The organism is Pseudomonas sp. GB2N2, from assembly GCF_054897705.1.
Window position 1 is genome coordinate 2572701 of sequence record NZ_CM142701.1, and the last position, 23848, is coordinate 2596548.

Annotated in this window: 19 protein-coding genes and 2 pseudogenes; 14 read left to right on the plus strand and 7 right to left on the minus strand. The window is 59.3% G+C overall.

Going from position 1 to position 23848, the window contains the following annotated elements; all coding sequences use genetic code 11:
• The first annotated feature begins 184 nt into the window (after positions 1-184).
• The 6 genes from ccoG to hemN all read left to right on the plus strand — a co-directional run bounded on the left by ccoG (position 185) and on the right by hemN (position 7215).
• A complete protein-coding gene (gene ccoG / locus ACYZT4_RS11945; RefSeq protein WP_461987996.1) occupies positions 185-1600 on the plus strand; it encodes a cytochrome c oxidase accessory protein CcoG in 1416 nt (471 codons plus the stop codon).
• An 11-nt stretch (positions 1601-1611) separates the two neighbouring features.
• Entirely contained in the window at positions 1612-2151 is a 540-nt protein-coding gene (locus ACYZT4_RS11950) for a FixH family protein (RefSeq protein ID WP_461987997.1), read from the plus strand.
• Positions 2152-2218: 67 nt separating this feature from the next.
• Positions 2219-4669 (plus strand): heavy metal translocating P-type ATPase, encoded by a 2451-nt coding sequence (locus ACYZT4_RS11955; protein ID WP_461987999.1) that lies wholly within the window; start codon positions 2219-2221, stop codon positions 4667-4669.
• Positions 4670-4693: 24 nt separating this feature from the next.
• Entirely contained in the window at positions 4694-4912 is a 219-nt protein-coding gene (gene ccoS / locus ACYZT4_RS11960; protein ID WP_017337529.1) for a cbb3-type cytochrome oxidase assembly protein CcoS, read from the plus strand.
• A complete protein-coding gene (locus tag ACYZT4_RS11965; protein WP_461988001.1) occupies positions 4905-5588 on the plus strand; it encodes a sulfite exporter TauE/SafE family protein in 684 nt (227 codons plus the stop codon). Before ccoS ends, ACYZT4_RS11965 begins: the two co-directional genes overlap by 8 nt.
• Before the next feature lie 244 nt (positions 5589-5832).
• Positions 5833-7215, plus strand: a complete 1383-nt coding sequence (gene hemN, locus ACYZT4_RS11970; RefSeq protein WP_461988660.1) for an oxygen-independent coproporphyrinogen III oxidase — start codon at positions 5833-5835, stop codon at positions 7213-7215.
• On the opposite strand, the gene ACYZT4_RS11975 is transcribed toward hemN, so the two are convergent.
• Positions 7212-7691 carry a hypothetical protein gene (locus ACYZT4_RS11975; RefSeq protein ID WP_461988003.1) on the minus strand — a complete coding sequence of 160 codons (480 nt, stop codon included), beginning with the start codon at positions 7689-7691 and terminating at the stop codon, positions 7212-7214. The two genes, hemN and ACYZT4_RS11975, sit on opposite strands and share 4 nt — an antisense overlap.
• 155 nt (positions 7692-7846) lie before the next feature.
• On the opposite strand from ACYZT4_RS11975, the gene fnr reads away from it, so the two are divergent.
• Together fnr and ACYZT4_RS11985 are read left to right on the plus strand one after the other, a co-directional pair.
• On the plus strand, positions 7847-8581 hold the full coding sequence (fnr, locus tag ACYZT4_RS11980) for a fumarate/nitrate reduction transcriptional regulator Fnr (protein ID WP_461988005.1): 735 nt from the start codon (positions 7847-7849) through the stop codon (positions 8579-8581).
• An 87-nt stretch (positions 8582-8668) separates the two neighbouring features.
• A complete protein-coding gene (locus ACYZT4_RS11985) occupies positions 8669-9217 on the plus strand; it encodes an adenine phosphoribosyltransferase (RefSeq protein ID WP_461988007.1) in 549 nt (182 codons plus the stop codon).
• Positions 9218-9282: 65 nt separating this feature from the next.
• Here the strand turns inward: ACYZT4_RS11985 and ACYZT4_RS11990 are convergent, their stop codons facing one another.
• The 5 genes from ACYZT4_RS11990 to dnaX form a co-directional block, all read right to left on the minus strand.
• Positions 9283-10431: an acyl-CoA dehydrogenase family protein gene (locus ACYZT4_RS11990; protein WP_461988009.1), complete on the minus strand. Its 1149-nt coding sequence runs from the start codon at positions 10429-10431 to the stop codon at positions 9283-9285.
• 172 nt (positions 10432-10603) lie between these two features.
• Complete coding sequence (gene recR / locus ACYZT4_RS11995) at positions 10604-11206, minus strand: recombination mediator RecR (protein WP_461988011.1); 603 nt, start codon at positions 11204-11206, stop codon at positions 10604-10606.
• Between the two features lie 66 nt (positions 11207-11272).
• Positions 11273-12307 (minus strand): NADP-dependent oxidoreductase, encoded by a 1035-nt coding sequence (locus ACYZT4_RS12000; RefSeq protein WP_461988013.1) that lies wholly within the window; start codon positions 12305-12307, stop codon positions 11273-11275.
• Positions 12308-12494: 187 nt separating this feature from the next.
• On the minus strand, positions 12495-12833 hold the full coding sequence (locus ACYZT4_RS12005) for a YbaB/EbfC family nucleoid-associated protein (protein ID WP_007905413.1): 339 nt from the start codon (positions 12831-12833) through the stop codon (positions 12495-12497).
• Positions 12834-12899: 66 nt separating this feature from the next.
• Positions 12900-14969, minus strand: coding sequence for a DNA polymerase III subunit gamma/tau (gene dnaX / locus ACYZT4_RS12010; protein ID WP_461988015.1), 2070 nt, complete (start codon positions 14967-14969; stop codon positions 12900-12902).
• Between the two features lie 144 nt (positions 14970-15113).
• On the opposite strand from dnaX, the gene ACYZT4_RS12015 reads away from it, so the two are divergent.
• Positions 15114-15848 carry a substrate-binding periplasmic protein gene (locus tag ACYZT4_RS12015; protein ID WP_461988016.1) on the plus strand — a complete coding sequence of 245 codons (735 nt, stop codon included), beginning with the start codon at positions 15114-15116 and terminating at the stop codon, positions 15846-15848.
• Here ACYZT4_RS12015 and ACYZT4_RS12020 read toward each other — a convergent pair.
• Complete coding sequence (locus tag ACYZT4_RS12020) at positions 15830-17530, minus strand: putative bifunctional diguanylate cyclase/phosphodiesterase (RefSeq protein ID WP_461988018.1); 1701 nt, start codon at positions 17528-17530, stop codon at positions 15830-15832. The two genes, ACYZT4_RS12015 and ACYZT4_RS12020, sit on opposite strands and share 19 nt — an antisense overlap.
• A 231-nt stretch (positions 17531-17761) precedes the next feature.
• Here ACYZT4_RS12020 and ACYZT4_RS12025 point away from each other — a divergent pair, with 231 nt between their 5' ends.
• From ACYZT4_RS12025 to ACYZT4_RS12045, 5 genes and pseudogenes are all read left to right on the plus strand, one after another.
• The gene (locus ACYZT4_RS12025; RefSeq protein WP_461988020.1) at positions 17762-18670 is read left to right on the plus strand and encodes a DUF2167 domain-containing protein; all 909 of its coding nucleotides are present in this window, start codon (positions 17762-17764) and stop codon (positions 18668-18670) included.
• A 414-nt stretch (positions 18671-19084) separates the two neighbouring features.
• Positions 19085-20380 (plus strand): site-specific integrase, encoded by a 1296-nt coding sequence (locus ACYZT4_RS12030; protein ID WP_461988021.1) that lies wholly within the window; start codon positions 19085-19087, stop codon positions 20378-20380.
• A gap of 337 nt (positions 20381-20717) precedes the next feature.
• A pseudogene (locus tag ACYZT4_RS12035) lies at positions 20718-21131 on the plus strand (Rha family transcriptional regulator); the annotation flags it as partial.
• Between the two features lie 108 nt (positions 21132-21239).
• Positions 21240-21489, plus strand: a pseudogene (locus ACYZT4_RS12040) (Rha family transcriptional regulator); the annotation flags it as partial.
• Positions 21490-22293: 804 nt separating this feature from the next.
• Positions 22294-23040 (plus strand): hypothetical protein, encoded by a 747-nt coding sequence (locus ACYZT4_RS12045; RefSeq protein ID WP_461988023.1) that lies wholly within the window; start codon positions 22294-22296, stop codon positions 23038-23040.
• Positions 23041-23848 lie beyond the last annotated feature (808 nt).

Genomic DNA, 23848 nt, shown 5'->3' on the forward strand with positions numbered 1-23848 from the left:
CATAATTTCACCCGTCAATTGATTCAAGTCACTACACCGTCAATTGATTTTCACCAACGTGACCAAAGGTCGCACCCTTACGCTAGAGCTTCAGGCGTATCATTGCGCCACTGCAACACCTCTTTCTGACCCCGGTCGGCATGCACTGACCGAGGCACTTTTCCACTGCCGTGGGATGTAACCGATGAGCAACCAGATTCCGGTACACGACGTTACGCCGCCCGCCAAAAACGCGAACAACAGCGTCGACCTCTACGCCTCTAGAGAAAAGATTTACACCCGAGCCTTTACTGGGCTGTTCCGCAACTTGCGGATGGTGGGTGGGGCGTTTCTGTTTCTGTTGTATTTCGGCACGGTGTGGCTGAACTGGGGTGGTCATCAGGCCGTCTGGTGGAACCTGCCGGAACGTAAATTCTTTATTTTCGGCGCGACCTTCTGGCCCCAGGATTTCATCCTGCTCTCGGGAATCCTGATCGTCAGCGCCTTCGGCCTGTTTTTCATTACCGTGTACGCCGGTCGTGTCTGGTGTGGTTATACCTGCCCGCAGAGCGTCTGGACCTGGATCTACATGTGGTGCGAGAAGGTCACCGAAGGCGACCGCAACCAGCGCATCAAACTCGACAAGGCGCCGATGAGCGCCAACAAATTGCTGCGCAAATTCAGCAAGCACGCGATGTGGCTGTTGATCGGTTTCGTCACCGGCATGACTTTCGTCGGTTATTTCTCGCCGATCCGTGAACTGACCCTCGACTTCTTCACCGGAGAGGCCGATGGCTGGTCGTATTTCTGGGTCGGTTTCTTCACGCTCGCCACCTACGGCAATGCCGGCTGGTTGCGCGAACAGGTGTGCATCTACATGTGCCCGTACGCGCGCTTCCAGAGCGTGATGTTCGACAAGGACACACTGATCGTCTCCTACGATCCGCGTCGCGGCGAAAGTCGTGGCCCGCGCAAGAAAGGTGTCGACTACAAGGCTCAGGGCCTGGGCGATTGCATCGACTGCACCATGTGCGTCCAGGTCTGCCCGACCGGCATCGACATCCGCGACGGCCTGCAAATCGAATGCATCGGTTGCGCGGCGTGCATCGATGCCTGCGACAGCATCATGGACAAGATGGAATACCCGCGCGGGCTGATCAGCTACACCACCGAGCACAACCTGTCCGGGCAAAAAACCCATAAACTGCGCCCGCGCCTGATCGGCTATGCCGTGGTGCTGCTGGCGATGATGGGCTTGTTGGCAGGGGCATTCTTCATGCGTTCGCTGGTGGGTTTCGACGTCAGCAAGGACCGTGTGCTGTACCGCGAGAACGCCGAAGGCCGGATCGAAAACGTCTACAGCCTGAAAATCATGAACAAGGATCAGCGCGACCACACCTACGTGCTGGAAGCCGCCGGTTTGCCGGACCTGAAGCTGCAAGGCAAACGCGAGATCAAGGTCGCCGCCGGCGAGATTTTCAGCCAGCCGGTGGAACTGTCCATCGCCCCGGAAAAACTGCCATCGAGCACCAACGAGGTGAAATTCATCCTCAAGGATGCCGATGACGACAGCATCCACGTTGAAGCCAAGAGCCGATTCATCGGCCCACAAATTCGTTGAGAGAAGTGATCATGCCCGCAGCAAACGCCGCAAGTCCCTGGTACAAGCACCTTTGGCCGTGGATCATTATCGGTATCCTCGCCTGTTCGGTGACGCTGACGTTGTCCATGGTGACGATCGCAGTGAACAACCCGGACAACCTGGTCAACGACAACTACTACGAAGCCGGCAAAGGCATCAATCGCTCGCTCGACCGCGAACTGCTGGCGCAAACCCTGCTGTTGCGCGCCAGCGTGCACCTGGATGACGTGACCGGCGAAGTCGACCTGCGCCTGAGCGGCAACAGCCAACCGAAAACCCTCGAACTGAACCTGATTTCGCCGACCCAACCGGAGAAGGATCGCAAGATCGCCCTCGCCCGCAGCGAAACCGAACAGGGTCGATACATCGGTCAGTTGAGCGACAAGATCGAAGGTCGCCGCTTTGTCGAATTGCTGGGTACTCAGGACGACCATATCTGGCGCATGTTCGAAGAGGAGCAGGTCAGTCACGACAAGGACCTGCTGCTGGGTGACGAGCCACTGCAAGGCGCCGAAGACCTGAAAAAATAAAGTCGCGCTTCGCGCATCGCTGGCAAGCCAGCGATGAGGCCCTTCCGGACGACATAGATCCAACATCATGATCACCCCAACCCCCTGCTACCACTGCGCCCTGCCCGTCCCGGCCGGCAGCCGTTTCACCGCGGCCGTCCTCGGTGAAACCCGCGAGTTCTGCTGCCCGGGTTGTCAGGCTGTGGCTGAAGCGATCGTTGCCGGTGGACTGGAGAACTATTACCAGCATCGCAGCGAAGCCTCGGCCAACCCCGAAGCGTTGCCGGTGCAGTGGGTGGACGAACTGGCGCTGTACGACCGCGCCGATGTGCAAAAACCCTTCGTGCGCCATGACGGCGAACTCGCCGAAACCACCCTGCTCATGGAAGGCATCAGCTGCGCGGCGTGCGGCTGGCTGATCGAGAAACACCTGCGCGGCTTGCCGGCAGTCGCCGAAGCGCGCTTGAACCTGTCAAACCATCGCCTGCATGTACGCTGGGCCGATGCGCAACTGCCGCTGAGCCAGGTGCTCAGTGAACTGCGTCACATCGGTTACGCCGCCCATCCCTATCAGGCCGACCGCGCCAGCGAACAACTGGCCAGCGAAAACCGCCTGGCCCTGCGTCAACTCGGCGTGGCGGGTTTGCTGTGTTTCCAGGCGATGATGGCGACCATGGCAACCTGGCCGGAATTCAACATCGACCTGAGCCCCGAGCTGCACACCATCCTGCGCTGGGTCGCGCTGTTCCTCACCACACCGATCGTGTTCTACAGCTGCGCGCCGTTCTTCAAAGGGGCGATGCGTGACCTGCGCACCCGCCACCTGACCATGGACGTGTCGGTGTCGCTGGCGATTGGCAGTGCCTACATCGCCGGCATCTGGACCGCGATCAGCGGCGTCGGCGAACTGTATTTCGATGCGGTCGGCATGTTTGCCCTGTTTCTGCTGGCCGGGCGCTATCTGGAGCGACGCGCCCGTGAACGTACCGCAGCCGCTACCGCGCAGCTGGTCAATCTGCTGCCAGCCTCGTGCCTGCGGCTAAGTGCTGCCGGCCAGAGCGAGCGCATCCTGCTCAGCGAACTGCGCGTCGGCGATCACCTTCTGGTGCATCCTGGCGCGATCCTGCCGGCCGACGGCAAGATCCTCGACGGCCAGTCGAGCATCGACGAATCCCTGCTGACCGGCGAATACCTGCCGCAGCCACGCACGCTCGGCGACGCCGTCACCGCTGGCACCCTCAACGTCGAAGGCGCGCTGACCGTGGAAGTCCTCGCGCTGGGCCATGACACCCGCCTGTCCGCCATCGTCCGCCTGCTGGACCGCGCCCAGGCCGAGAAGCCGCGACTGGCTGAGATCGCTGACCGCGCCGCGCAATGGTTCCTGTTGCTGACGCTGATCGCCTCCGCCTGCATTGGCCTGCTGTGGTGGGAGCTGGATTCATCGCGGGCCTTCTGGATTGTCTTGGCGATGCTCGTCGCGACCTGCCCGTGCGCCTTGTCCCTCGCCACGCCGACCGCCCTCACCGCCGCCACCGGCACGCTGCACAAGCTCGGTCTGTTGCTGACCCGTGGCCATGTGCTGGAGGGCCTGAACCAGATCGACACGGTGATCTTCGACAAGACCGGCACCCTCACCGAAGGTCGCCTGGCGCTGCGTTCGATCCGCCCGCTCGGCGCACTCGACAGCGATCAATGCCTGAGCCTCGCCGCCGCCCTCGAAAACCGTTCCGAACACCCGATCGCCCGCGCGTTCGGTCGGGCACCGCTGGCCGCTGAGGAAGTCCACAGCACACCGGGATTGGGCCTGGAAGGTGTGGTCGGCATACAACGAGTGCGCATCGGCCAGGCGGGTTTTGTCTGCGAACTCAGTGGCGCCGCCATCCCGTCGATGCCTGATGAAGCCGGCCAGTGGTTGCTGCTCGGCGACAGCCAGGGGCCGCTGGCGTGGTTCGTCCTCGACGACCGCTTGCGTGCCGATGCGCCCGCGTTGCTGGAAGCCTGCCGGGCCCGCGGTTGGCGTACGTTGCTGCTGTCCGGCGACAGCTCGCCGATGGTCACCAGTGTCGCCGCCGAACTGGGCATTGACGACGCGCGTGGCGGTTTGCGTCCGGACGATAAATTGCAGGTCCTGCAACAGCTTCACCGGGAAGGTCGCAAGGTGTTGATGCTCGGGGACGGGGTCAACGATGTGCCGGTGCTGGCCGCCGCCGACATCAGCGTCGCCATGGGTTCGGCCACCGATCTGGCGAAAACCAGTGCCGACGCGGTGTTGCTGTCGAACCGCCTCGACGCGCTGGTGCAGGCTTTCAGCCTGGCGCGGCGCACCCGTCGGGTAATCATCGAGAACCTGCTGTGGGCCGGGCTGTACAATGGCCTGATGTTGCCGTTCGCCGCCCTCGGCTGGATCACGCCCGTGTGGGCAGCGGTCGGCATGTCGATCAGTTCGTTGACCGTGGTGCTGAATGCCCTGCGCCTGACTCGCATGCCGAGCGCGCCGGCCACCAGCGCTACGCCAGAAACCCGCCCGTTGCCGGCCTGAGCCGCGCGGGCATGGAGCCTCACCATGCCAGCTCTCTACGTGATGATCCCGGCCGCGTTGCTGATCGTCGCCATCGCCGTCTACATCTTCTTCTGGGCGGTCGACAGCGGTCAGTACGACGACCTCGACGGCCCGGCCCACAGCATCCTGTTCGACGACCAAGACCCGAACCACACAGCGGCGGTCGACGAGGCCAGCGGCCATCCGGTCAAACCGGACGACAAGGCTCCGCCGCATGTTTGAGTTGGCGCCACTGTTAGTGTCAGCGGTGATTCTGGGCCTGCTCGGCGGCGGACATTGCCTCGGCATGTGCGGCGGCTTGATGGGTGCGTTGACCCTGGCGATTCCCAAGGAACAACGCAGCCGCCGTTTCCGCCTGCTGCTGGCGTACAACCTCGGGCGAATTCTCAGTTATGCCACGGCCGGTCTGCTGATCGGTCTGGCGGGCTGGGCGATGGCGAACAGCCCGGCGGCGATGTTCATGCGCGTCCTCGCCGGGTTGCTGCTGATTGCGATGGGCCTGTACCTCGCCGGTTGGTGGAGCGGTCTGACCCGCATCGAAAGCCTCGGGCGCGGGTTGTGGCGGCATATCCAACCCGTCGCAAACACACTGCTGCCGGTGTCGAGCCTGCCCCGGGCCTTGTTGCTCGGTGCGCTCTGGGGCTGGCTGCCGTGCGGGCTGGTTTACAGCACGCTGCTGTGGTCGGCGAGCCAGGGCAATGCGCTGGACAGTGCCTTGCTGATGCTCGCCTTCGGCCTCGGCACCTGGCCGGTGCTGCTTGCCACCGGGCTGGCGGCCGAGCGGGTCACGGCGCTGCTGCGCAAACGCAGCGTGCGTATGGCCGGGGGCTTGCTGGTCATGCTGTTCGGCCTCTGGACCTTGCCGGGGCCGCATCAGCATTGGCTGATGGGGCATTGAATCGGCGAAGCCCCCCTGTAGCCGCTGCCAATGGCTGCGTCCGAGGACAAAGTCCTCGCCTTACCGGTGAATGCAATTTCCCTGAAAAAACCGAAGTGACTGGTTTTACGACGGCTTCGCCGCCGAACGCAGCCTTCGGCAGCGGCTACAGGTCTGCGTGCCGTTGATGCAAATCAACATGCCCTGATGCCTCACCCCATAGACTCGCAGCCACTGCCAGCCTATCCGGGGGAATGCCCGCATGATGCTCGACGCCATTCGTTGGGACACCGATCTGATCCGCCGTTACGACCTGGCGGGACCGCGTTACACCTCCTACCCGACCGCCGTGCAGTTCGATGGCCATGTCGGCACGTTCGACCTGTTTCACGCACTGCGCGAAAGCCGCAAGGCCCTGCGCCCGTTGTCGCTGTACGTGCACGTGCCGTTCTGCGCGAACATTTGCTACTACTGCGCCTGCAACAAAGTCATCACCAAGGATCGCGGGCGCGCCCTCCCTTATTTGCAGCGCCTGGAGCAGGAAATCCAGATGATCGCCTGCCACCTCGACCCGACGCAAAAGGTCGAGCAATTGCACTTCGGCGGCGGTACGCCGACCTATCTCAGCCACGACGAACTGCGCCAACTCATGGCCCAGTTGCGTAAAAGCTTCAATCTGCTGGACGACGACAGCGGCGACTACGGCATCGAGATCGACCCGCGCGAGGCTGACTGGTCGACCATGGGCCTGCTTCGTGAATTGGGTTTCAATCGGGTCAGCATCGGCCTGCAAGACCTCGACCCGGCGGTACAGCGTGCGGTGAATCGCCTGCAGAGCCTGGAGGAAACCCGGGCGGTGATCGACGCTGCGCGGACCTTGCAGTTTCGCTCGATCAACATCGACCTGATCTACGGCCTGCCCCGGCAGACCCCGGAAAATTTCGCCCGCACCGTCGACGAAGTGATCAACCTGCAACCGGACCGGTTGTCGGTGTTCAATTACGCGCACCTGCCCGAGCGCTTCATGCCGCAGCGGCGAATCAACAGCGACGAGTTGCCGACGCCCGCGCAGAAACTGGAGATGCTCCAACGCACCATCGAACAGCTGACCGCGGCTGGCTACCGCTACATCGGCATGGACCACTTCGCCCTGCCCGACGATGAACTGGCGATTGCCCAGGAGGAATCGACGCTGCAACGCAACTTCCAGGGCTACACCACTCACGGACACTGCGATTTGATTGGCCTGGGTGTCTCGGCCATCAGCCAGATCGGCGACCTGTACTGTCAGAACAGCAGCGATCTGAACCAGTACCAGAACGCCCTCGCCTCCACGCAACTGGCCACCCACCGCGGACTGCTGTGCAACGTCGATGACCGCGTGCGGCGGGCGGTGATTCAGCAATTGATTTGCAGTTTCAACGTGGAGTTCGCCGACATCGAGCAGGCGTTCAACATCGATTTCCGCGGCTACTTCGGCGAGTTGTGGCCCCCACTGCAAGCCATGGCCGAGGACGGGCTGATTGAACTGGACAGCGAACGCATCACTGTCTTGCCCGCCGGGCGCTTGCTGGTGCGATCGGTGTGCATGGTGTTCGACGCATACCTCGAACACCAGAACCGTCAGCGATTTTCGCGGGTGATTTAAGTCTTCATGGCCAGGGAGGCGGTCTTCAGCACTTGCTCCGGGGTCAGGTTTGGCTGGGTCATGGCTTTGGACAGGGACAAGTTGGCGGTAATCAATCCGCCATTGAGCGTGCTGATCGCCGCTTGCAGCGCTCCTAGCTTGGCCCTGCGCTCTTCGTCCGAGAGTCGTTTGTCGGCCATCACCACTTGCATGCGCGCGACTTTCTCCTCGATCTGCCGTTGAATCTGACGAATCATCTTCAGGATCTGCTGAATGTTTTCCGGCAACCCGCTTTCTTCAATGTCCTTGTTATCACCGTGGGACGCGGCGGCCTTGCCCAAACCGGCACCGGACAACGACACCTTGATGCCTTCGACCACGGGCGAACTGATGGGACTGGCGGCAGTGGTCGATTCTTCGCCGGTGGAACCGCTGGAAGGTTCATGCAGTGTTTGCACGCCACTGTTGCCGGGGTTGAGCACGCCGATGGTGGCCATGAAGCGAGTACCTTGGGTCGATGTGGATACCGGGTTATCGGCCGCTGACAGCGGCCCTTTATCGCGATGTGACAAATCGGCACAGCGCTGGCCTGATCGTCGTCCCGTGGGTTACCCTTACGTCTTATGTGTGTTTTCCCACAAGGATTGAAGAAATGTCCGAGCCAGTCAAACTGCGCGCTCATCACCAGGCCCATTGCAAGGATTGCAGCCTGGCCCCCCTGTGCTTGCCACTTTCTCTGAATCTGGAAGACATGGATGCGCTGGACGAAATCGTTAAACGTGGCCGCCCGTTGAAAAAAGGCGAGTTCCTGTTCCGCCAGGGCGATGTTTTCGATTCCGTTTATGCAGTACGTTCGGGCGCCCTGAAGACCTTCAGCCTCAGCGATGGCGGTGAAGAGCAGCTCACCGGTTTCCATTTGCCGAGCGAGTTGGTCGGGCTGTCGGGCATGGACACGGAAAAACATCCGGTGACCGCCCAGGCGCTGGAAACCACGTCGGTCTGCGAAATTCCGTTCGAACGCCTCGACGAACTGGCGGTGCAACTGCCGCAACTGCGCCGTCAATTGATGCGCGTGATGAGCCGCGAGATTCGCGACGATCAGCAGATGATGTTGCTGCTGTCGAAAAAAACCGCCGACGAGCGCATCGCCACGTTCCTGGTCAATCTGTCGGCGCGTTTCCGCGCTCGCGGTTTCTCCGCCAATCAGTTCCGCCTGAGCATGTCGCGCAACGAAATCGGCAATTACCTGGGCCTGGCCGTGGAAACCGTGTCGCGGGTGTTCACCCGTTTCCAGCAAAACGAGCTGATCGCCGCCGAGGGCAAGGAAATCCACATCCTTGACCCGATCCAGCTCTGCGCCCTGGCCGGTGGCTCGATCGAAGGTTGAGTGCGACGATGGCCGCTGAGCGAAACGGCTCGGCCGCCGTTATGCCGTTATACTTCGACGTTTGCAGCCTGCCAGGACACTTCGACGATGGTCTTCGACTCCTTCAACATCAAATCCCTGATCCGCCCCGTGATCGACTTCCCCAAGCCGGGCGTGATCTTTCGCGACATCACCCCGTTGTTCCAGTCACCCACGGCCCTGCGCTTGGTGATGGACAGCTTCGCCCACCGTTACGTCGAAGCCGACTTCACCCATATCGGCGCGATGGATGCCCGTGGTTTTCTGATCGGCTCGGTATTGGCCTATCAACTGAACAAGCCACTGGTGCTGTTCCGCAAGCAAGGCAAGTTGCCGGCCGACGTGTTGGCCGAAGGCTACGCGACCGAATACGGCGAAGCCTTCCTCGAAGTGCACGCCGACAGCCTGTGCGAGGGCGATTCGGTGGTGATGTTCGATGACCTGATCGCCACCGGAGGGACGCTGATTGCGGCGGCCAACCTGATTCGACGCATGGGCGCACGAGTACATGAAGCGGCGGCGATCATTGATCTGCCTGAGTTAGGTGGGTCGCAGCGGCTTGAAGATATGGGAATTCCGACGTTTTGTCTGACGCAGTTTGCCTTGACCGATAAATAAACGGCGCCATCGAGGACGCTATCGCTGGCAAGCCAGCGATAGCGTCCTCCGCGACACAGCAAGATTCAGAGCCCCATCTGCTTGCTGATAATCTCGTTCATCACTTCCCGCGTCCCGCCGCCAATCGACAGAATCCGGTTGTCGCGATATAGCCGCTCCACCAGACTCTCGCGCATATAGCCCATACCACCCAGAATCTGCACCGCATCGGTGGTGATGCGATCCGCTGTGTCTGTAGCAAAATTCTTGGCCATGGAAATCTCCTTGATCACACGCTGCCCCGCCGCCATTTTCGCCGCCTGGCGGTAGGTGAATTCCCGTGACACTTCCAGCGCCGTGGCCATTTCCGCCAAACGGTGCTTGAGCACCTGAAACTTGCTGATGGGTTTGCCAAACGCTTCGCGCTGACGCGCCCATTTCAGGCTTTCTTCAAGCGCAAGCTGCGCGGTCATGTTGGCCATCAGCGCCAACGCCAGGCGCTCACTCTGGAAGTTGCCCATGATGCAGGCGAAGCCCATGTTCTCGGCGCCAATCAAATGGTCGGCAGGTACACGACAATCGTCGAAGAATAACTCGGCAGTGTCCGACGCCCACCAGCCCATTTTCTTCAGCTGACGGCCGACGGTGAACCCCGGCGTGCCCTTCTCGATCAGTAACAGGCTGATGCCGCCGAAACCCGGCTCACCGGTGCGCACCGCGACGGTGTAGTAATCCGCGCGGATGCCGCTGGTGATGTAGGTTTTGCTGCCGCTGACCCGGTAGACATCACCGTCGCGCACGGCGCGGGTTTGCAGGTTGGCGACATCGGAGCCGCCGCCGGGCTCGGTGATGGCCAAAGCGCTGATCTTTTCCCCGGCCAGGACTTGCGGTACGACTCGATCACGGACCTCGGGCTGGGCCCATTTGAGGATCGGTGGCAGACCGATGTCCAGCGAACCCAGCCCCGCGACCAATCCGCCGGAGCCGCAGCGCATCAGCTCTTCGCTGGCGGCGACCTTGGCGAACAGGTCACCTTCGTGGCTGCCACCCAGGGCTTCGGGGTAACCGATGCCAAGAATCCCCGCCATACCGGCCTTGAGGTAGAGCTCGCGGGGAAAGCTTTCGGCTTCTTCCCACTGGTCGATGTCCGGAAGGATCTCGCGCTCGACGAAACGTCTGACGCTGTCGCGAACCAATTGGTGGCTGGGGTCGAAGTATTCCTGGAAGGCAGGCATCGGCGAACTCCACTGAAGGGTCCAGCGACGTTAACCGAGCGCTTGCTTGGTTTTCAACAGGATTGTGTGAATCAGGTAGACCGAGGTGCCTGGATCGCCAGCAAGCAGGCTCCTACGAATATCACGCGCCCTGGTAGGCGCTGGCTTGCCAGCGATGGGGTCCGCGCAGACGTTATAAAGCGATCGGCTTACGCCCTGCAAACGAATGCGCCAACGTCCCGCCATCCACCAACTCCAGCTCACCCCCCAACGGCACACCGTGGGCGATGCGCGAAGCGATCAGACCTTTATTGCTGAGCAACTGGGCGATGTAGTGCGCCGTGGCTTCACCTTCGACCGTCGGGTTGGTGGCGAGGATGACTTCGGCGAAAGTGCCCGCCTCTTCGATCCGCGCCAGCAATTGCGGAATGCCGATGGCTTCCGGCCCGAGCCCGTCGAGCGGTGACAGATGGCCCTTGAGCACAAAGTACCGACCGCGGAAACCGGTCTGTTCTACCGCATAGACATCCATCGGTCCTTCAACCACGCACAACACAGTATCGTCGCGACGGTTATCGGCGCATTGCGGGCACAGATCGTCTTCGGTCAACGTGCGGCACAGCCGGCAGTGGCCGACACCTTCCATGGCCAGGTTCAGCGCCGACGCCAGGCGCAAGCCACCGCTGCGATCACGCTCCAGCAGCTGCAATGCCATGCGTTGGGCAGTTTTCTGACCGACACCTGGCAACGTTCGCAGGGCATCGATCAGTTGGCGAATCAAAGGGCTGAAGCTCATGGGGGAAACGTCCGACATAACAACGAGACGCGGTTTATACCCGCGCCTCTCTTTAGCGTCAAATACTCAGTCTTGCGCGACCCGCACCACCAGTTTGCCGAAGTTGCGTCCTTCCAGCAGACCGATGAACGCCTCGGGCGCATTCTCGAGACCGTCGACCACGTCTTCGCGGAACTTCACCTTGCCATCACGCACCCACGGCGCCATGGCGCTGACAAACTCCGGCTGACGATCACCGTAGTCATCAAACACGATAAAGCCCTGGACCCGTGCACGCTTGGTCAACAACGTGCGCTGCAAGTGCGGCAAGCGGTCCGGACCGCTCGGCGCCGCGCTGGCGTTGTAGGAAGCGATCAGGCCGCACAGCGGAATTCGCGCCTTGGGATTGAGCAACGGGATGACCGCATCAAATACCTTGCCGCCGACGTTTTCGTAATAAATGTCGATGCCCTTGGGGCACGCCAAGGCCAACTCATCAGCAAAATCCACGCTCTTGTGGTCGATGCAGGCATCGAAGCCCAACTCATCCACCACGTAACGGCACTTGTCCGCGCCACCCGCCACTCCGACCACCCGCAGGCCCTTGATCTTCGCCACCTGGCCGACCACCGAACCGACTGCGCCGGACGCTGCCGCCACGACCAGTGTTTCGCCTTCCTTGGGCTGGCCGATTTCCATCAGTCCCATGTAAGCCGTCATGCCCGGCATACCCAGCACGCCCAGCGCCATGGACGGGCTCGGCAGCCCGGACGGCACTGGAATCACGTTACGGCCGTCGCTGATGCTGTGGCTCTGCCATCCCGTAGCGCCCACCACCAGATCACCTTCCTGAAATTTAGGATTCAGCGAACGCTCGACCCGGCTGACAGCGCCGCCGGTCATGACCCCGTCGATTTCCACCGGCGCGGCGTAGGACGGCGCGTCACTCATGCGTCCGCGCATGTAGGGATCAAGTGAAAGGAAAAGTGTCTTGAGCAACACCTGGCCGTCGGCCAGTTCGGGTAGCGCTTCCCGCTCGAGGCGAAAATTCTCTGGCGTGGGCGCGCCCACAGGACGGGATGCCAGGACGATACGTTGGTTGAGGGTCAATGCTTCTGGCATGTGAGCGTCTCCTTTGATCGATGAATTTGGCGGTATAGGGGAGCAGACCGTTGTGGCGGTAGGGCGTTCGATGTTTCTGCCCTGAAACGAACGCGTATCAGGCGCCACATGACCTCCAGGCAGAAACAAAAATGCCAGGCTCAACGCCTGGCATTTTTTTGTAGCTCGTCCAACCCGCTTTAGCGAATCAGAACGGCAGTTTCATGCCCGGTGGCAATTGCATGCCAGCGGTCACGCCGGACATTTTGTCCTGGCTGTTGGCTTCGATCTTGCGCACAGCGTCGTTGACAGCCGCAGCGAACACCGCCTCGAGCATTTCCTTGTCGTCTTCGCTCAGGCCTTCGACCAGGCTTGGGTCGATGGTCACGCGCTTGACGTCATGACGACCGGTCATCACCACGGTGACCATGTCGCCACCCGCTTTACCGGTGACTTCGGCGTTGGCCAGTTCTTCCTGCATCTTGGCCATTTTTTCCTGCATCTGCTGCGCCTGCTTCATCAGGCCGGCCATGCCACCTTTCATCATGGGAATCACCTCAACGTACGTGGTTTAAAACAGTGCCCGGCCCGTTCGGCCGGACGCCTTCAGTTATTAGCCCTGACTGACCAGAGCTTCGACAGGTTCAATAGTATCGTCACGGACCACCGCGCCGAACTGCTGGATCATTTGCTGGATGAACGGATCACCGTGGATCGACTCCTCGGCCTCGCGCTGACGGTTTGCACGACGCCGGGACCCAGCCTGGGCCGGGGTTTCCTGCTCGGGCTTGATCAGCTCCATGCTCAGGTTCAGCGTACGCCCGTGAAACTGGTTCAACGCATCGTTGAGGCGACGTTGCTGAGTCGCGTTGAACAGGGCGCCGTGCGCCGGGTCCAGGTGCAACAACCAGTTATCGCCATCAACGGCGATCAGCGTGCAGTTGGCGGCGATGCTGCCGGTCATGCCGGAAATCGGCAACTGCGGGAACAATTCCAGCCATTGCAGCGCCAGACCGGTGGCGGGCATCGCGGCCGGCTCAGGCTCGGGCTCTGGCGCGGGTTCGGCGGCATGTTCACTGGCCAGTTCATCCAGGTAGCTGTAGGCCGAATCCATGTCCGGCTCGATGTAATCTTCGTCCAGCGGCGGTTCGTCGTCGAGGTCAACACCGGGCGTCGCGGCATCGACGTCGGCCACGGACGGCTCCGGGATCGGCGCAGCAGCCCACTCCGGCGCATCCGGCACCGCGCTGTCCGGCGTCGGCAGCGGCATCGGGGGCAATTCGGGTTGTTCAGCGGCGGTTTCCAGCACTGGCTCCACGGCGGGTTGCTGGACGACTTCGGGCTCGACGGGGTCATTCCATGGCAGGTCGACCACGGCTTCAACCGCGACGGGTTCGGGCACGACAACCGGCTCAGGCTCGATAACGGCCGCGAGTGGCTCAGGCTCAGGCACCGGAGCAACAACGGCAACATCAGGTGCAACTGCCGCAGCGACGACCGGCGCGACAACCGGCGCGGCAGCCACTGAATGTGCGGAATCAACTGTGGCCTGGCTGATCCCCACTGGCTTTAGCGGTTGCCTCGGGGCGTCTTCCGTGTCAGCGGGCCGGAACGCCAGCATCCGCAGCAAGACCATCTCAAAACCACCCCGCGGGTCCGGCGCCAGCGGCAAATCACGGCGGCCGATCAAGCCCATCTGATAGTAGAACTGCACGTCTTCGGCCGGCAAAGCCTGGGCCAGCGCCAACACCCTGTCGCGGTCGCCGTGACCGTTGTCGACGCCTTCCGGCAACGCCTGGGCGATGGCAACACGGTGCAGCACGTTGAGAATTTCCGAGAGCACGCCGTTCCAGTCCGGGCCTTGTTCTGCCAGGTGGCGAACGCCCTCGAGCAACGCCTTGGCGTCGCCTTCGATCAGCGCATGCAGAACGTCATAGACCTGGCCGTGATCGAGCGTGCCGAGCATCGCCCGCACGTCGGTGGCCATGACCTTGCCTTCACCGAAGGCGATGGCCTGGTCGGTCAGGCTCATGGCATCGCGCATCGAACCGTCCGCAGCGCGGCCCAGCAGCCACAGCGCATCGTCTTCGAACGGCACGTTCTCGACGCTCAACACGTGGGTCAAATGCTCGACCACACGTTCCGGGGTCATGTTTTTCAGGGAGAACTGCAGGCACCGCGACAGAATGGTTGCAGGAAGTTTCTGCGGGTCAGTCGTGGCCAGGATGAACTTGACGTAGGGCGGCGGCTCTTCAAGGGTTTTCAACAGCGCATTGAAAGAATGGCTGGAGAGCATGTGCACTTCGTCGATCAGGTAGACCTTGAAGCGCCCGCGGCTTGGTGCGTATTGCACGTTGTCGAGCAGCTCGCGGGTGTCTTCGACCTTGGTCCGGCTCGCGGCGTCGATCTCGATCAGGTCGACGAAGCGCCCTTCATCGATTTCGCGGCATACCGAACACTCGCCACACGGCGTCGAAGTGATACCTGTTTCACAGTTCAGGCATTTGGCGATGATGCGCGCGATGGTGGTCTTGCCGACCCCGCGCGTCCCGGTAAACAGGTAGGCGTGGTGCAGCCGCTGACTGTCCAAGGCGTTGATCAGAGCCTTGAGCACATGGGTCTGGCCGACCATTTCGCGGAACGAGCGCGGACGCCATTTACGTGCAAGAACCTGATAACTCATGGAAAACCGTCGCAGCGAAGGAACACAAGCGGCTAATGCTAGCGGAGCAAGGCCAAAATTGCATCCGGCGCGCTCGTCTAATCTGGCTAAGATGCATTTTGCAGGCTTTATATTGGCTCGGGTTTCATCGGTCGCGGAGCGTTTATGCGGTTGGCCTTGGGGGCACTGCTGTTGATGAGTCTGGATGCCATGGCCGCCAAGCCATTGCGCTTTGTGGTGCCCGACAGTTGGGCAATGCCGATGGTGCAACTCGAACGCGGCCGCCCGACTCAGGGCATCTTGCATGACGTCATGGTCAGCCTCGCGACCCAGGTCGGCGTTCCCGCGGAATTTCATGTGCTGCCCCGCGCCCGCGTGCAAAACGCCATGGAGCACGGTGAGGTCGATGTCCGTTGCTACGCGGCGCAATCCTGGCTGCCGAATCAGTCCGGCGACTACATCTGGAGCATTCCACTCTGGACCCAACCAGACGTGCTGATCAGCCGCCAGAAAGCGCTGCCCGAAGCGATACCGGCTAAATTAACGCGACAGGCCATCGGCACGGTGCTCGGTTATAGCTACCCGACCCTGCAACCGCTGTTCGACAGTGGCCGCCTGCTCCGCGAAGACGCGCGCAATCAGGAACAGGTGCTGGAAAAACTCCAGGCCGGACGCTATCACTACGCCGTAAGCAACCAATGGACGCTGGACTGGTTCAACCAACGCCTGCTGCCCGATCGGCAGTTGCAACGCGTGGCGGTGCTCGAGGAACAAAGTGTCGGCTGCTACGTGCGTAACGATCCGGGCGTACCGGTGCAGCGTATTCTGCGGACGTTGCTGAGGATGAAAATGTCCGGGGAAATTGATGACATCATCCGGCTCTACGTCGGGAAACCCTGAACCCGCCACTGCGGCGGCGCGACAAAACTTGCCACCCAACCCGGTACTTCGTCCGCTGGCATCGGCCGCGCAATAAAATAGCCTTGGGCGAGCTCGCACCCCAGTTGCAACAGCAGCTCACCATGCTCAATGCTTTCAAGCCCCTCGGCGATCACCTGTCGGCCGAACGCCCTGGCCAGACCAATGACCGCCGTGGTCAGGGCCAGGTCATCGTGGTCATGCAGAATGTCGCGGACAAACGATTTGTCGATCTTGATAGTCTGGGTGCGCAAACGCTTCAGGTAGCTCAGCGACGAATACCCGGTGCCGAAGTCGCCCAATGAAAACTGCACGCCAAGCGCCTGACAGGCCTCCAGGCAAGCGCTGACGTGCTGGATGTTTTCGATGGCCACCGACTCGACGATTTCCAGGTCGAGCATCTGCGGCGCGACGCGCGCATGGCAGGCGAGCACCATGCTGAGCCGGTCGACGAAATCCGCCCGCTGAAAATGCCGGGCGGCAATGTTGACACTCACCGGCCAGCACTGCCCCGCTTGCTGCCAGCGGTCCAGCTGCAACAGCACCTGATCCATCACCCATTCACCGATCTCGATGATCAGATCGGTTTCCACCACTGCCGGCAGGAAGTCCCGGGCCGACACTGTGCCGTTCTGCGGATGATCCCAGCGCAACAGCGCCTCGAAGCCGACCACGATGCCGCGGCGCATGTTCACCTTGGGCTGAAAATACAGGCGTAATTCGCCGGCGGCCAGCGCCTGCCGAACCCGTTCGACGGTCTGGTGCGTGGCCTTGACCTCCTGGTCGCGGAACACGTCAAACACATGAAACCGATTGCGCCCACTCTGTTTGGCCACGTACATCGCCTGATCGGCATGCCGCAGCAGCGTTTCGGCATCTTCATTGTCGTGGGGAAACAGCGTTACGCCGATGCTGGCAAACACATTCAGGGTCTTGTCCTGCAGCGAGTAAGGCGCGGATAGCGCTCCCAGCACGCGATTCAGCGCTGCACGCAACTCCACTACGTCGCACACATAACGCAACACCAGCACAAATTCGTCGCCGGCCAAGCGCGCCACCACATCCTCGCTGCGGACGATATCGCGCAAACGCTTGGCCACTTCCACCAGCAACAAATCGCCACTGGCATGGCCGTAACCGTCATTGACCGCTTTAAATCCGTCGAGGTCGAGCATGCACACGGCCAGCGGAATATTTTCCTGACGGGAGAACTCCAGCGCCTGGTCCAGCAAATCCGAGAGAAACGCGCGATTGGGCAAACCGGTCAGCACGTCATGGCCGACCCGCCATTGCAGGGAATGCAGGAGCTGGCGTTTTTCACTGATGTCGAAGCGAATAGACAGGTAGCGATCAATTCGCCCGGTGGCGTCATCCAGCACCGGCACCAGGGTGCTCTCGACCCAATACAGGCTGCCGTCCTTGGCGCGATTGCAGATCTCGCCCTTCCAGACATTGCCCAGCGCGATGGTGCGCCACATGCCGGCGAAGAAATCAGCGGTGTGCACACCAGAGTTGATCAGGCGATGAGTTTGCCCGAGCAGTTCGTCGCGGCTATAGCCGGACACGGCGCAGAACTGGTCATTGACGTAAGTAATCCGGCCGGTCAGATCGGTCTCGGAAAAAATCGCGGCGGCATCCACCGCTCTGCGGTATTTCTCTTCCATGAGTGAGGCTCTCTGTCGCTAGCGGTGGTCCGCTCGACTGCGGTAGTGGCTCTACCCGGCAGCCAATATCGGAGAACAGGTCACCCAATACCCTTTAGGCGCGCCGATTCTACGAAACGCTTTACATTTTGCATAGCGAGGTGATCGATCCACGGAGAACAGCGAGCGTGCATCGATAATGGCCATCCGATACTATTCGCGCGAAATTAATTCAAAATGTAAGGGAATACGATGAAACACCTGCGACCGATTCTGATGGCAGCGCTGCTTTGCGCGCTTCACACCACCGCGCAAGCGGCGGCGACCCCTCCCGCAACACCTGTGGAAGCCGCACAAGTGCAGCAAACGCCCGAGCAGTTTCTAGCATCGCTGAAGCAACAGCACGGCACCATCACGCTGCCTTCCGGTATTGCGTCACTCAAACTCGATGACGAGTTTTACTACCTGGACCCGAAGGACACCGAGCGCTTGCTGACCGAGGGATGGGGCAACCCGCCCGGCCACAAGACCTTGGGCATGATCATTCCAAAAGCGGTCAACCCTCTGACCGCCAGCGGCTGGGGTGTCATCGTCAGCTACAAGGACGACGGGCATATTTCCGACGAAGACGCGGCAAAAATCGACTATGCCGACCTGCTCAAGCAAATGCAGGAAGAGGATGAAGAAGACAACAAGCAACGGCAGAAGCAGGGCTATACCGGGCTGCACCTGCTGGGCTGGGCCGAGCAACCGCGCTACGACGAGACCAGCCACAAGATGTACTGGGCCCGGGAACTGAAAGCCGACGACGCCCAGGACAGCACGCTGAACTACAGCATTCGAGTGCTCGGCCGGGCGGGCGTTCTGGAGTTGAACGCTGTCGCCGCCATGGCGGACCTGGCGACCATCAAGCAAGAATTGCCGAAAGTCATCGCCTTCACCAACTTCACCGATGGCAACTTGTACACCGACTACAGCCCTGGCACCGACAAACTGGCGTCTTACGGCTTGGCGGCCTTGGTGGGTGGCGGTCTGGCAGCCAAAGCTGGATTGTTTGCCAAGATCGGCATCTTCCTGCTGGCCGCCAAGAAATTCCTGGTCGTGGGTTTGGTGGTGATCGCAGGCTTCGTGCGTAAGTTGTTCAGCCGCAAGTCTTCCTGAGCCGCTGATCTTTCTGTGCTGCCAAATGATGGTGGCAGCACAGAATCCATAAATGACAGGCACGAAAAAACCACTGCATGCGATGCAGCAGGCAAACATATTCAGAATTTTTTAAACCAGATGTAGCGATGGGCCTTGCGCGCTCACAGCCTCGGGATCAAGGAAGTGGCGTTATGGAGGCAACCCCACCAGCCACACCCCGGCACACAATGTTCCCGCTGTGGCTGCTTCCTTCCGGATCTGACCAGGTGGCATGCCAGCATGCCCGGTAATCGTTGCGAGCCTTATGGGGTAAGGGTTTGAGGCTTTTGGGGTTGCAATATCTCTGCCGTGCGAGCTTGCTGCACGGACTGTTAGAAATCGGGGTGTAGTCAGCACTGTCACACTTTGCTGTAACACTTTGGTGTCACACCCATGGCTTACCTGATCAAGCGCGGAGCGCTCTATTACCTTAATCTCAAGCTGCCTAAGCACCTCTTCCCGAGGTGTCACACTTTACGTTTGAGCCTGAACATCCGACATCGGCAGAGTGCCCAGTTCCTCGCCGCCTCACTAGCTCAGCAGGTGCACAAACACCTGAATGAACACCCTATGGCAGACCTCCAGACGCTGCGTAGGCTGTGTTCGGAGTGGCGAGACTGTGCCCCCTCAACAACGATCCGACCTGCTGCACGGAAGGCGCCAACCAATACCGTGATGCGGAACAGCGACTGCCCCACTCTCGCCACTCTGTCCAAGCTCTATATAGAAGAAGGAAAACGGGGCGGTACGTGGCGGGAGGTCAGCACCTTTGAGGTGGAACGTGCCCTACGGGATCTGTTCGACTTGATCGGTGACATGCCAGCAGACGCCTTCGACGCTCAGCAAGCCCGACTGCTGAAAGAGCGGCTAAGCCGTTGCCCGCAGTACTTCGGCCTACGCCCTGAATATGAAGGCAAGACCTTGATGCAGGTTGTGGAGTCCGGTACCACTTATAAGACCATCACCGCCGTCACAGTGAACAATCGCTTACGCAAGCTCTCTGCGTTTCTGAACTGGTGCAGGTCGAACGGGTACGTAGCGGACAATCCTCTGGTGGGCCTGAAGGTAATGACGGGATCGGCCAAAGAGGCGCGACTGTCTTTTGATCGACACGATCTGACCACCCTGCTCGACCTGAATGCTCTAAAGGCACAAGCCCGAAAACATCCGTGGCGCTTTTGGTTGCCGCTACTAGGACGAACCACTGGGGCACGGCTGGAAGAACTCTGCCAATTGCGCGTGGACGACTTCATCGAACAACAGGCCATCCCGTGCATCCGCATCGATGATAGGCGTGAAGACCAGAACCTGAAGAACTCCAGCAGCCGACGCATCCTCCCCTTGCACCCAGCATTGATCGACTTAGGGTTGTTGAAGCATGTTGAGTTTGTCAGGAACACTGGAGCAGATCGTCTGTTCCCTGAGCTGGAAGCAGTTCGAGGAAAGCTGGGGCACGCACCATCGAAATGGTTCGGTCGGTACAAGACGAAGTTGGGTATCACTGACCCGAAGAAGACGTTTCACAGTTTCCGCCACACGCTCATTGATGACCTACGAGATGCGGGGATTCAGGACTCGCTCATCAAGCGGATCGCAGGACACGAAGATGGCGCGGTGACCTTCAGCATTTACGGTAGTCGCAGTCCGTTAAAGGCCATGGCGGAAGCACTGAAACGGATAGAACTGTAAACACGTCAATCCAACGGGGTCGCATCGGGATTTCATGCCCATGTAGTTGACGTATATAAGCACGTACGCCGTCGGCCCCGTAACGCCATCAACGCCCTCTTCACCGGAGAGCAGGGCCAGAGTCGAAGTAATGAATCGATTGGCTCCAAAGCACATCGGAAAGTTGAAAGAGATTTGGCAGGACGATAGTTGGCCAGCCGAACAGTTTGAATTACCGGTTTCGCAACCAACACTGAGCCTCGTGCCCCAGGCGGCCAAGCCGATTATTCTTGGTGATGGCCTGACGATGAGCAGCAAAGAAATTGCGGAGCTTACTGAGAAGAACCACGCCGATGTGATGCGTGACATCCGCAACATGCTGGAGGACTTGGGAGGTGAAGATGCAAGCAGCTTTGCTGGCATCTATTTGGACGCCTACAAGCGGGAGCAACCGTGCTTCAACTTGCCCCGCGACCTTACCGAAACCCTGATTACTGGATATAGCGCTCCATTGCGGTACAAGGTTGTTGTTCGCCTTCGTGAGCTGGAAGGAGCGTTGGCCAAGCCGATAATCTTGGGCGACACCCTGACTATGAGCAGCGTCGAGATTCACAAGCTGACAGGGAAGGACCACGCGAATGTCATGCGGGATATTCGCAAAATGCTGGAGGACTTGGGGGTAGGAGCCTTCAATTTTGAAGCCTCCTACGTGAGTGAGCAGAACAAAACTCTCCCGTGCTTCAACCTTCCTCGCCGGGAAGTGGACATCTTGCTCACCGTCTACAGCACCACCATGCGTGCCGCAGTCATTGATCGATGGCGGGAACTGGAAGCTGAGGTGGCTAAGCCGATCAACCAACTTCTGGACGAGGCTGCATCGATGACCAGCCAGGAGATTTCTGATCTAGTCGGGAGCCGCCACAACAACGTGAAAGTATCGATTGAACGGCTGTTGGATCGTGGAGTAATTCAACATGCTGCAATGCAGCATGTCACGAACTCCCAAGGGCAGACAGTTGAGCAGTATCTGTTCCAGGGTGAGCAAGGTAAGCGTGACTCGATCATCGTTGTGGCTGAGATTTCGCCAGAGTTTACTGCTGACCTGGTTGAACGCTGGCAGGAGCCGGAACGACGGTCAGGCAAGACGCTGCGGCACCAAGGCGAAACGTTGGCCGAGAACAGCGTAGAGATTTACAAGCAGACAGGGAAGCAACACGCCCAAATTCTACGCGATATCCGGACAATGCTCTTGGAGCTAGGAGATGATCCAAATCTGGTTCATGTCGATGTGAGCAAAACTGCTCGTTTCTACAAAGACACCAGAAACCGGGATCAAACATAGTTAGCCTTGCGCCGCCGGGAAGTAGACATCCTACAGACAGACTATAGCGTTCCACTGCAAGCCAAGGCCATTGACCCATAACGTGAACTGGAAATCCAATCGGCTGATTTTTAAGCCGATTACAAACAAGGTCGAAACAGCGTAAAGCCATCCTTCGGGATATTCGCAAGTTGCTAACTGACATGGAAGGCGAAGTAGGCAGCAAAATACGCTGGCTATTACCAAGCATCAATTGGCAAGCAGAACTCATGCTTCAACTTGCCACACCAGGAAGTGGTAATCCTGCTAACCGGTTACAGCACATACCACGTGTGCCGCAGTCATCGAACGATAGCGCTTGCTGGAAGTTGAAGTTGACACGCATCACGTGCTGATGTAAAAGCCCGTCTTCACCAGCCTGTGCACCCTTTAAGGCTGGATACAGCAACTACCCATACCAGAGCATTACTTTGCTTGTTCAAGCCGTTAGGCCTCTGAGCAGAGCGGGTAACTGTCGTTTGCGATATGGGTTTATGCGTTTCCGGAAATCAACAACCGGCGACCAATTGAGGGCTTATCTATGAAACTAATTTAATTAACTACGAGAAATACAATGGAACTTAGCACCATCGCAGCACGCAATATCGATTCAATTCCTGTTGAACAAACCGCCATCGAGCTTCGTAAAGGCGGAATGTCTATCGCCGATATCATAAAGGCAACTGGACTACCAGAGCGAAAAGTCAAAGACTTGACCAAAGAAATTGCTAAGCCCCCCAAGGTGAAGAAGGCCGTTAAAAAGACTCAGACGCCATTCACCAAGGCAGTAGAGCGCGTGTTCACGCAAGCTAAACGAAAGCACGGCATTCGGGATTACGAGCTACGCAACATCATGCATGAGGAATACCGGTCGGAGTGGGACACCTCTACAGGCAACTACGTCAGCAATTACGATCAGAGCACCATCAAGCGTGTTAAACAAAAGGTGAGACTCCGGGCAGCAGAGGAAGATTGCAGCGTCCTGTTCGTGATGGACTGGGTGGATGAGGAAGCACCAACTGCGGGGCGTGAGTTCCTGGAAGCTGCTGCTGCCGACTTGATGTTCAGGATTAAAGCCCACACGCACCAATACATGGAAATCCACGCCACACGCTGGCGAGAGGATAGCGAAGAGGCTGACCTAGCTCAACGCAAGCAGCTTTACGCAGCGGAGCGCCACCTGCTGAAGATGGCTGTCAAAGGTTATGGTATTGGAGAGCCACTGGCCTTATTGCTGGAGCGTTCGCTTGTCCTGACTGACTTGCTTGAAGGTACACCCGACGCACCCATGCCAGTTGATGAAGGTGACTGGCAAGATTAGAAACCGGAATACTACCCTGAGCCGAAAGGCATAAATCCGTCCCTTGATTTCGTTGATTCTCAAGGCTGGCTGAAGGTAGTGGAAGACAGCTTTGTCTGACGATAAGTATTCTCATTTGTCCGGGAGTTGAAATTCGCGCCCTCCATACCTAAGTGTATGGCGAAAGCCGGACACGCTACTGTATGAGATTAAGTTCTTATATAGGTAACTTGTAGCGTAGACGCTACAGCATAACAACCTGTGCCCAAGGCACAAATTATAACTCTATATAGTAAAGGGGAGAGAGGGGGCAAAAAGCCCCTCCCCGCTTTTGATCTTGCCTCTAACTGTGCAGAATACTGTAGAGGCTCTTATGCTGTGGCGCATACGCCACGATTAATTAGCGTTGAAGGGTAAGCTGTGACTATAGTCACCAGTTCCCCTTACACAATTCAAAGAAAAAGCGGGAGGGGGCTACCCCCCTTTCCTCCCTTGGAACTTATACAGTTGTTAATCGTGCCCCGAGACACAGGTAGGAAGAATGGAAATTATAGACTTGGAAGTGAGTTATCCGTGACTGTCAGTCACCATATACCTACACGGATCAGATCAAGAGCGTGTGGGGCTTGTCTGCCCCTGCCCCACCAATTACATGTACGCCGTGAGGAGGGTAGGCCCAACATCAGGAGGTGAGAGCCGAACAGGTATCGCATCCATGGGGCGGCGCTGGTGAGACACCACCTGCAAACACACCATAGGCATCCCCACCAACAGCGATGATTGTGGATGTCACTGGCCTACAGTAGATAACTAGGCGCCGCCAGACTCT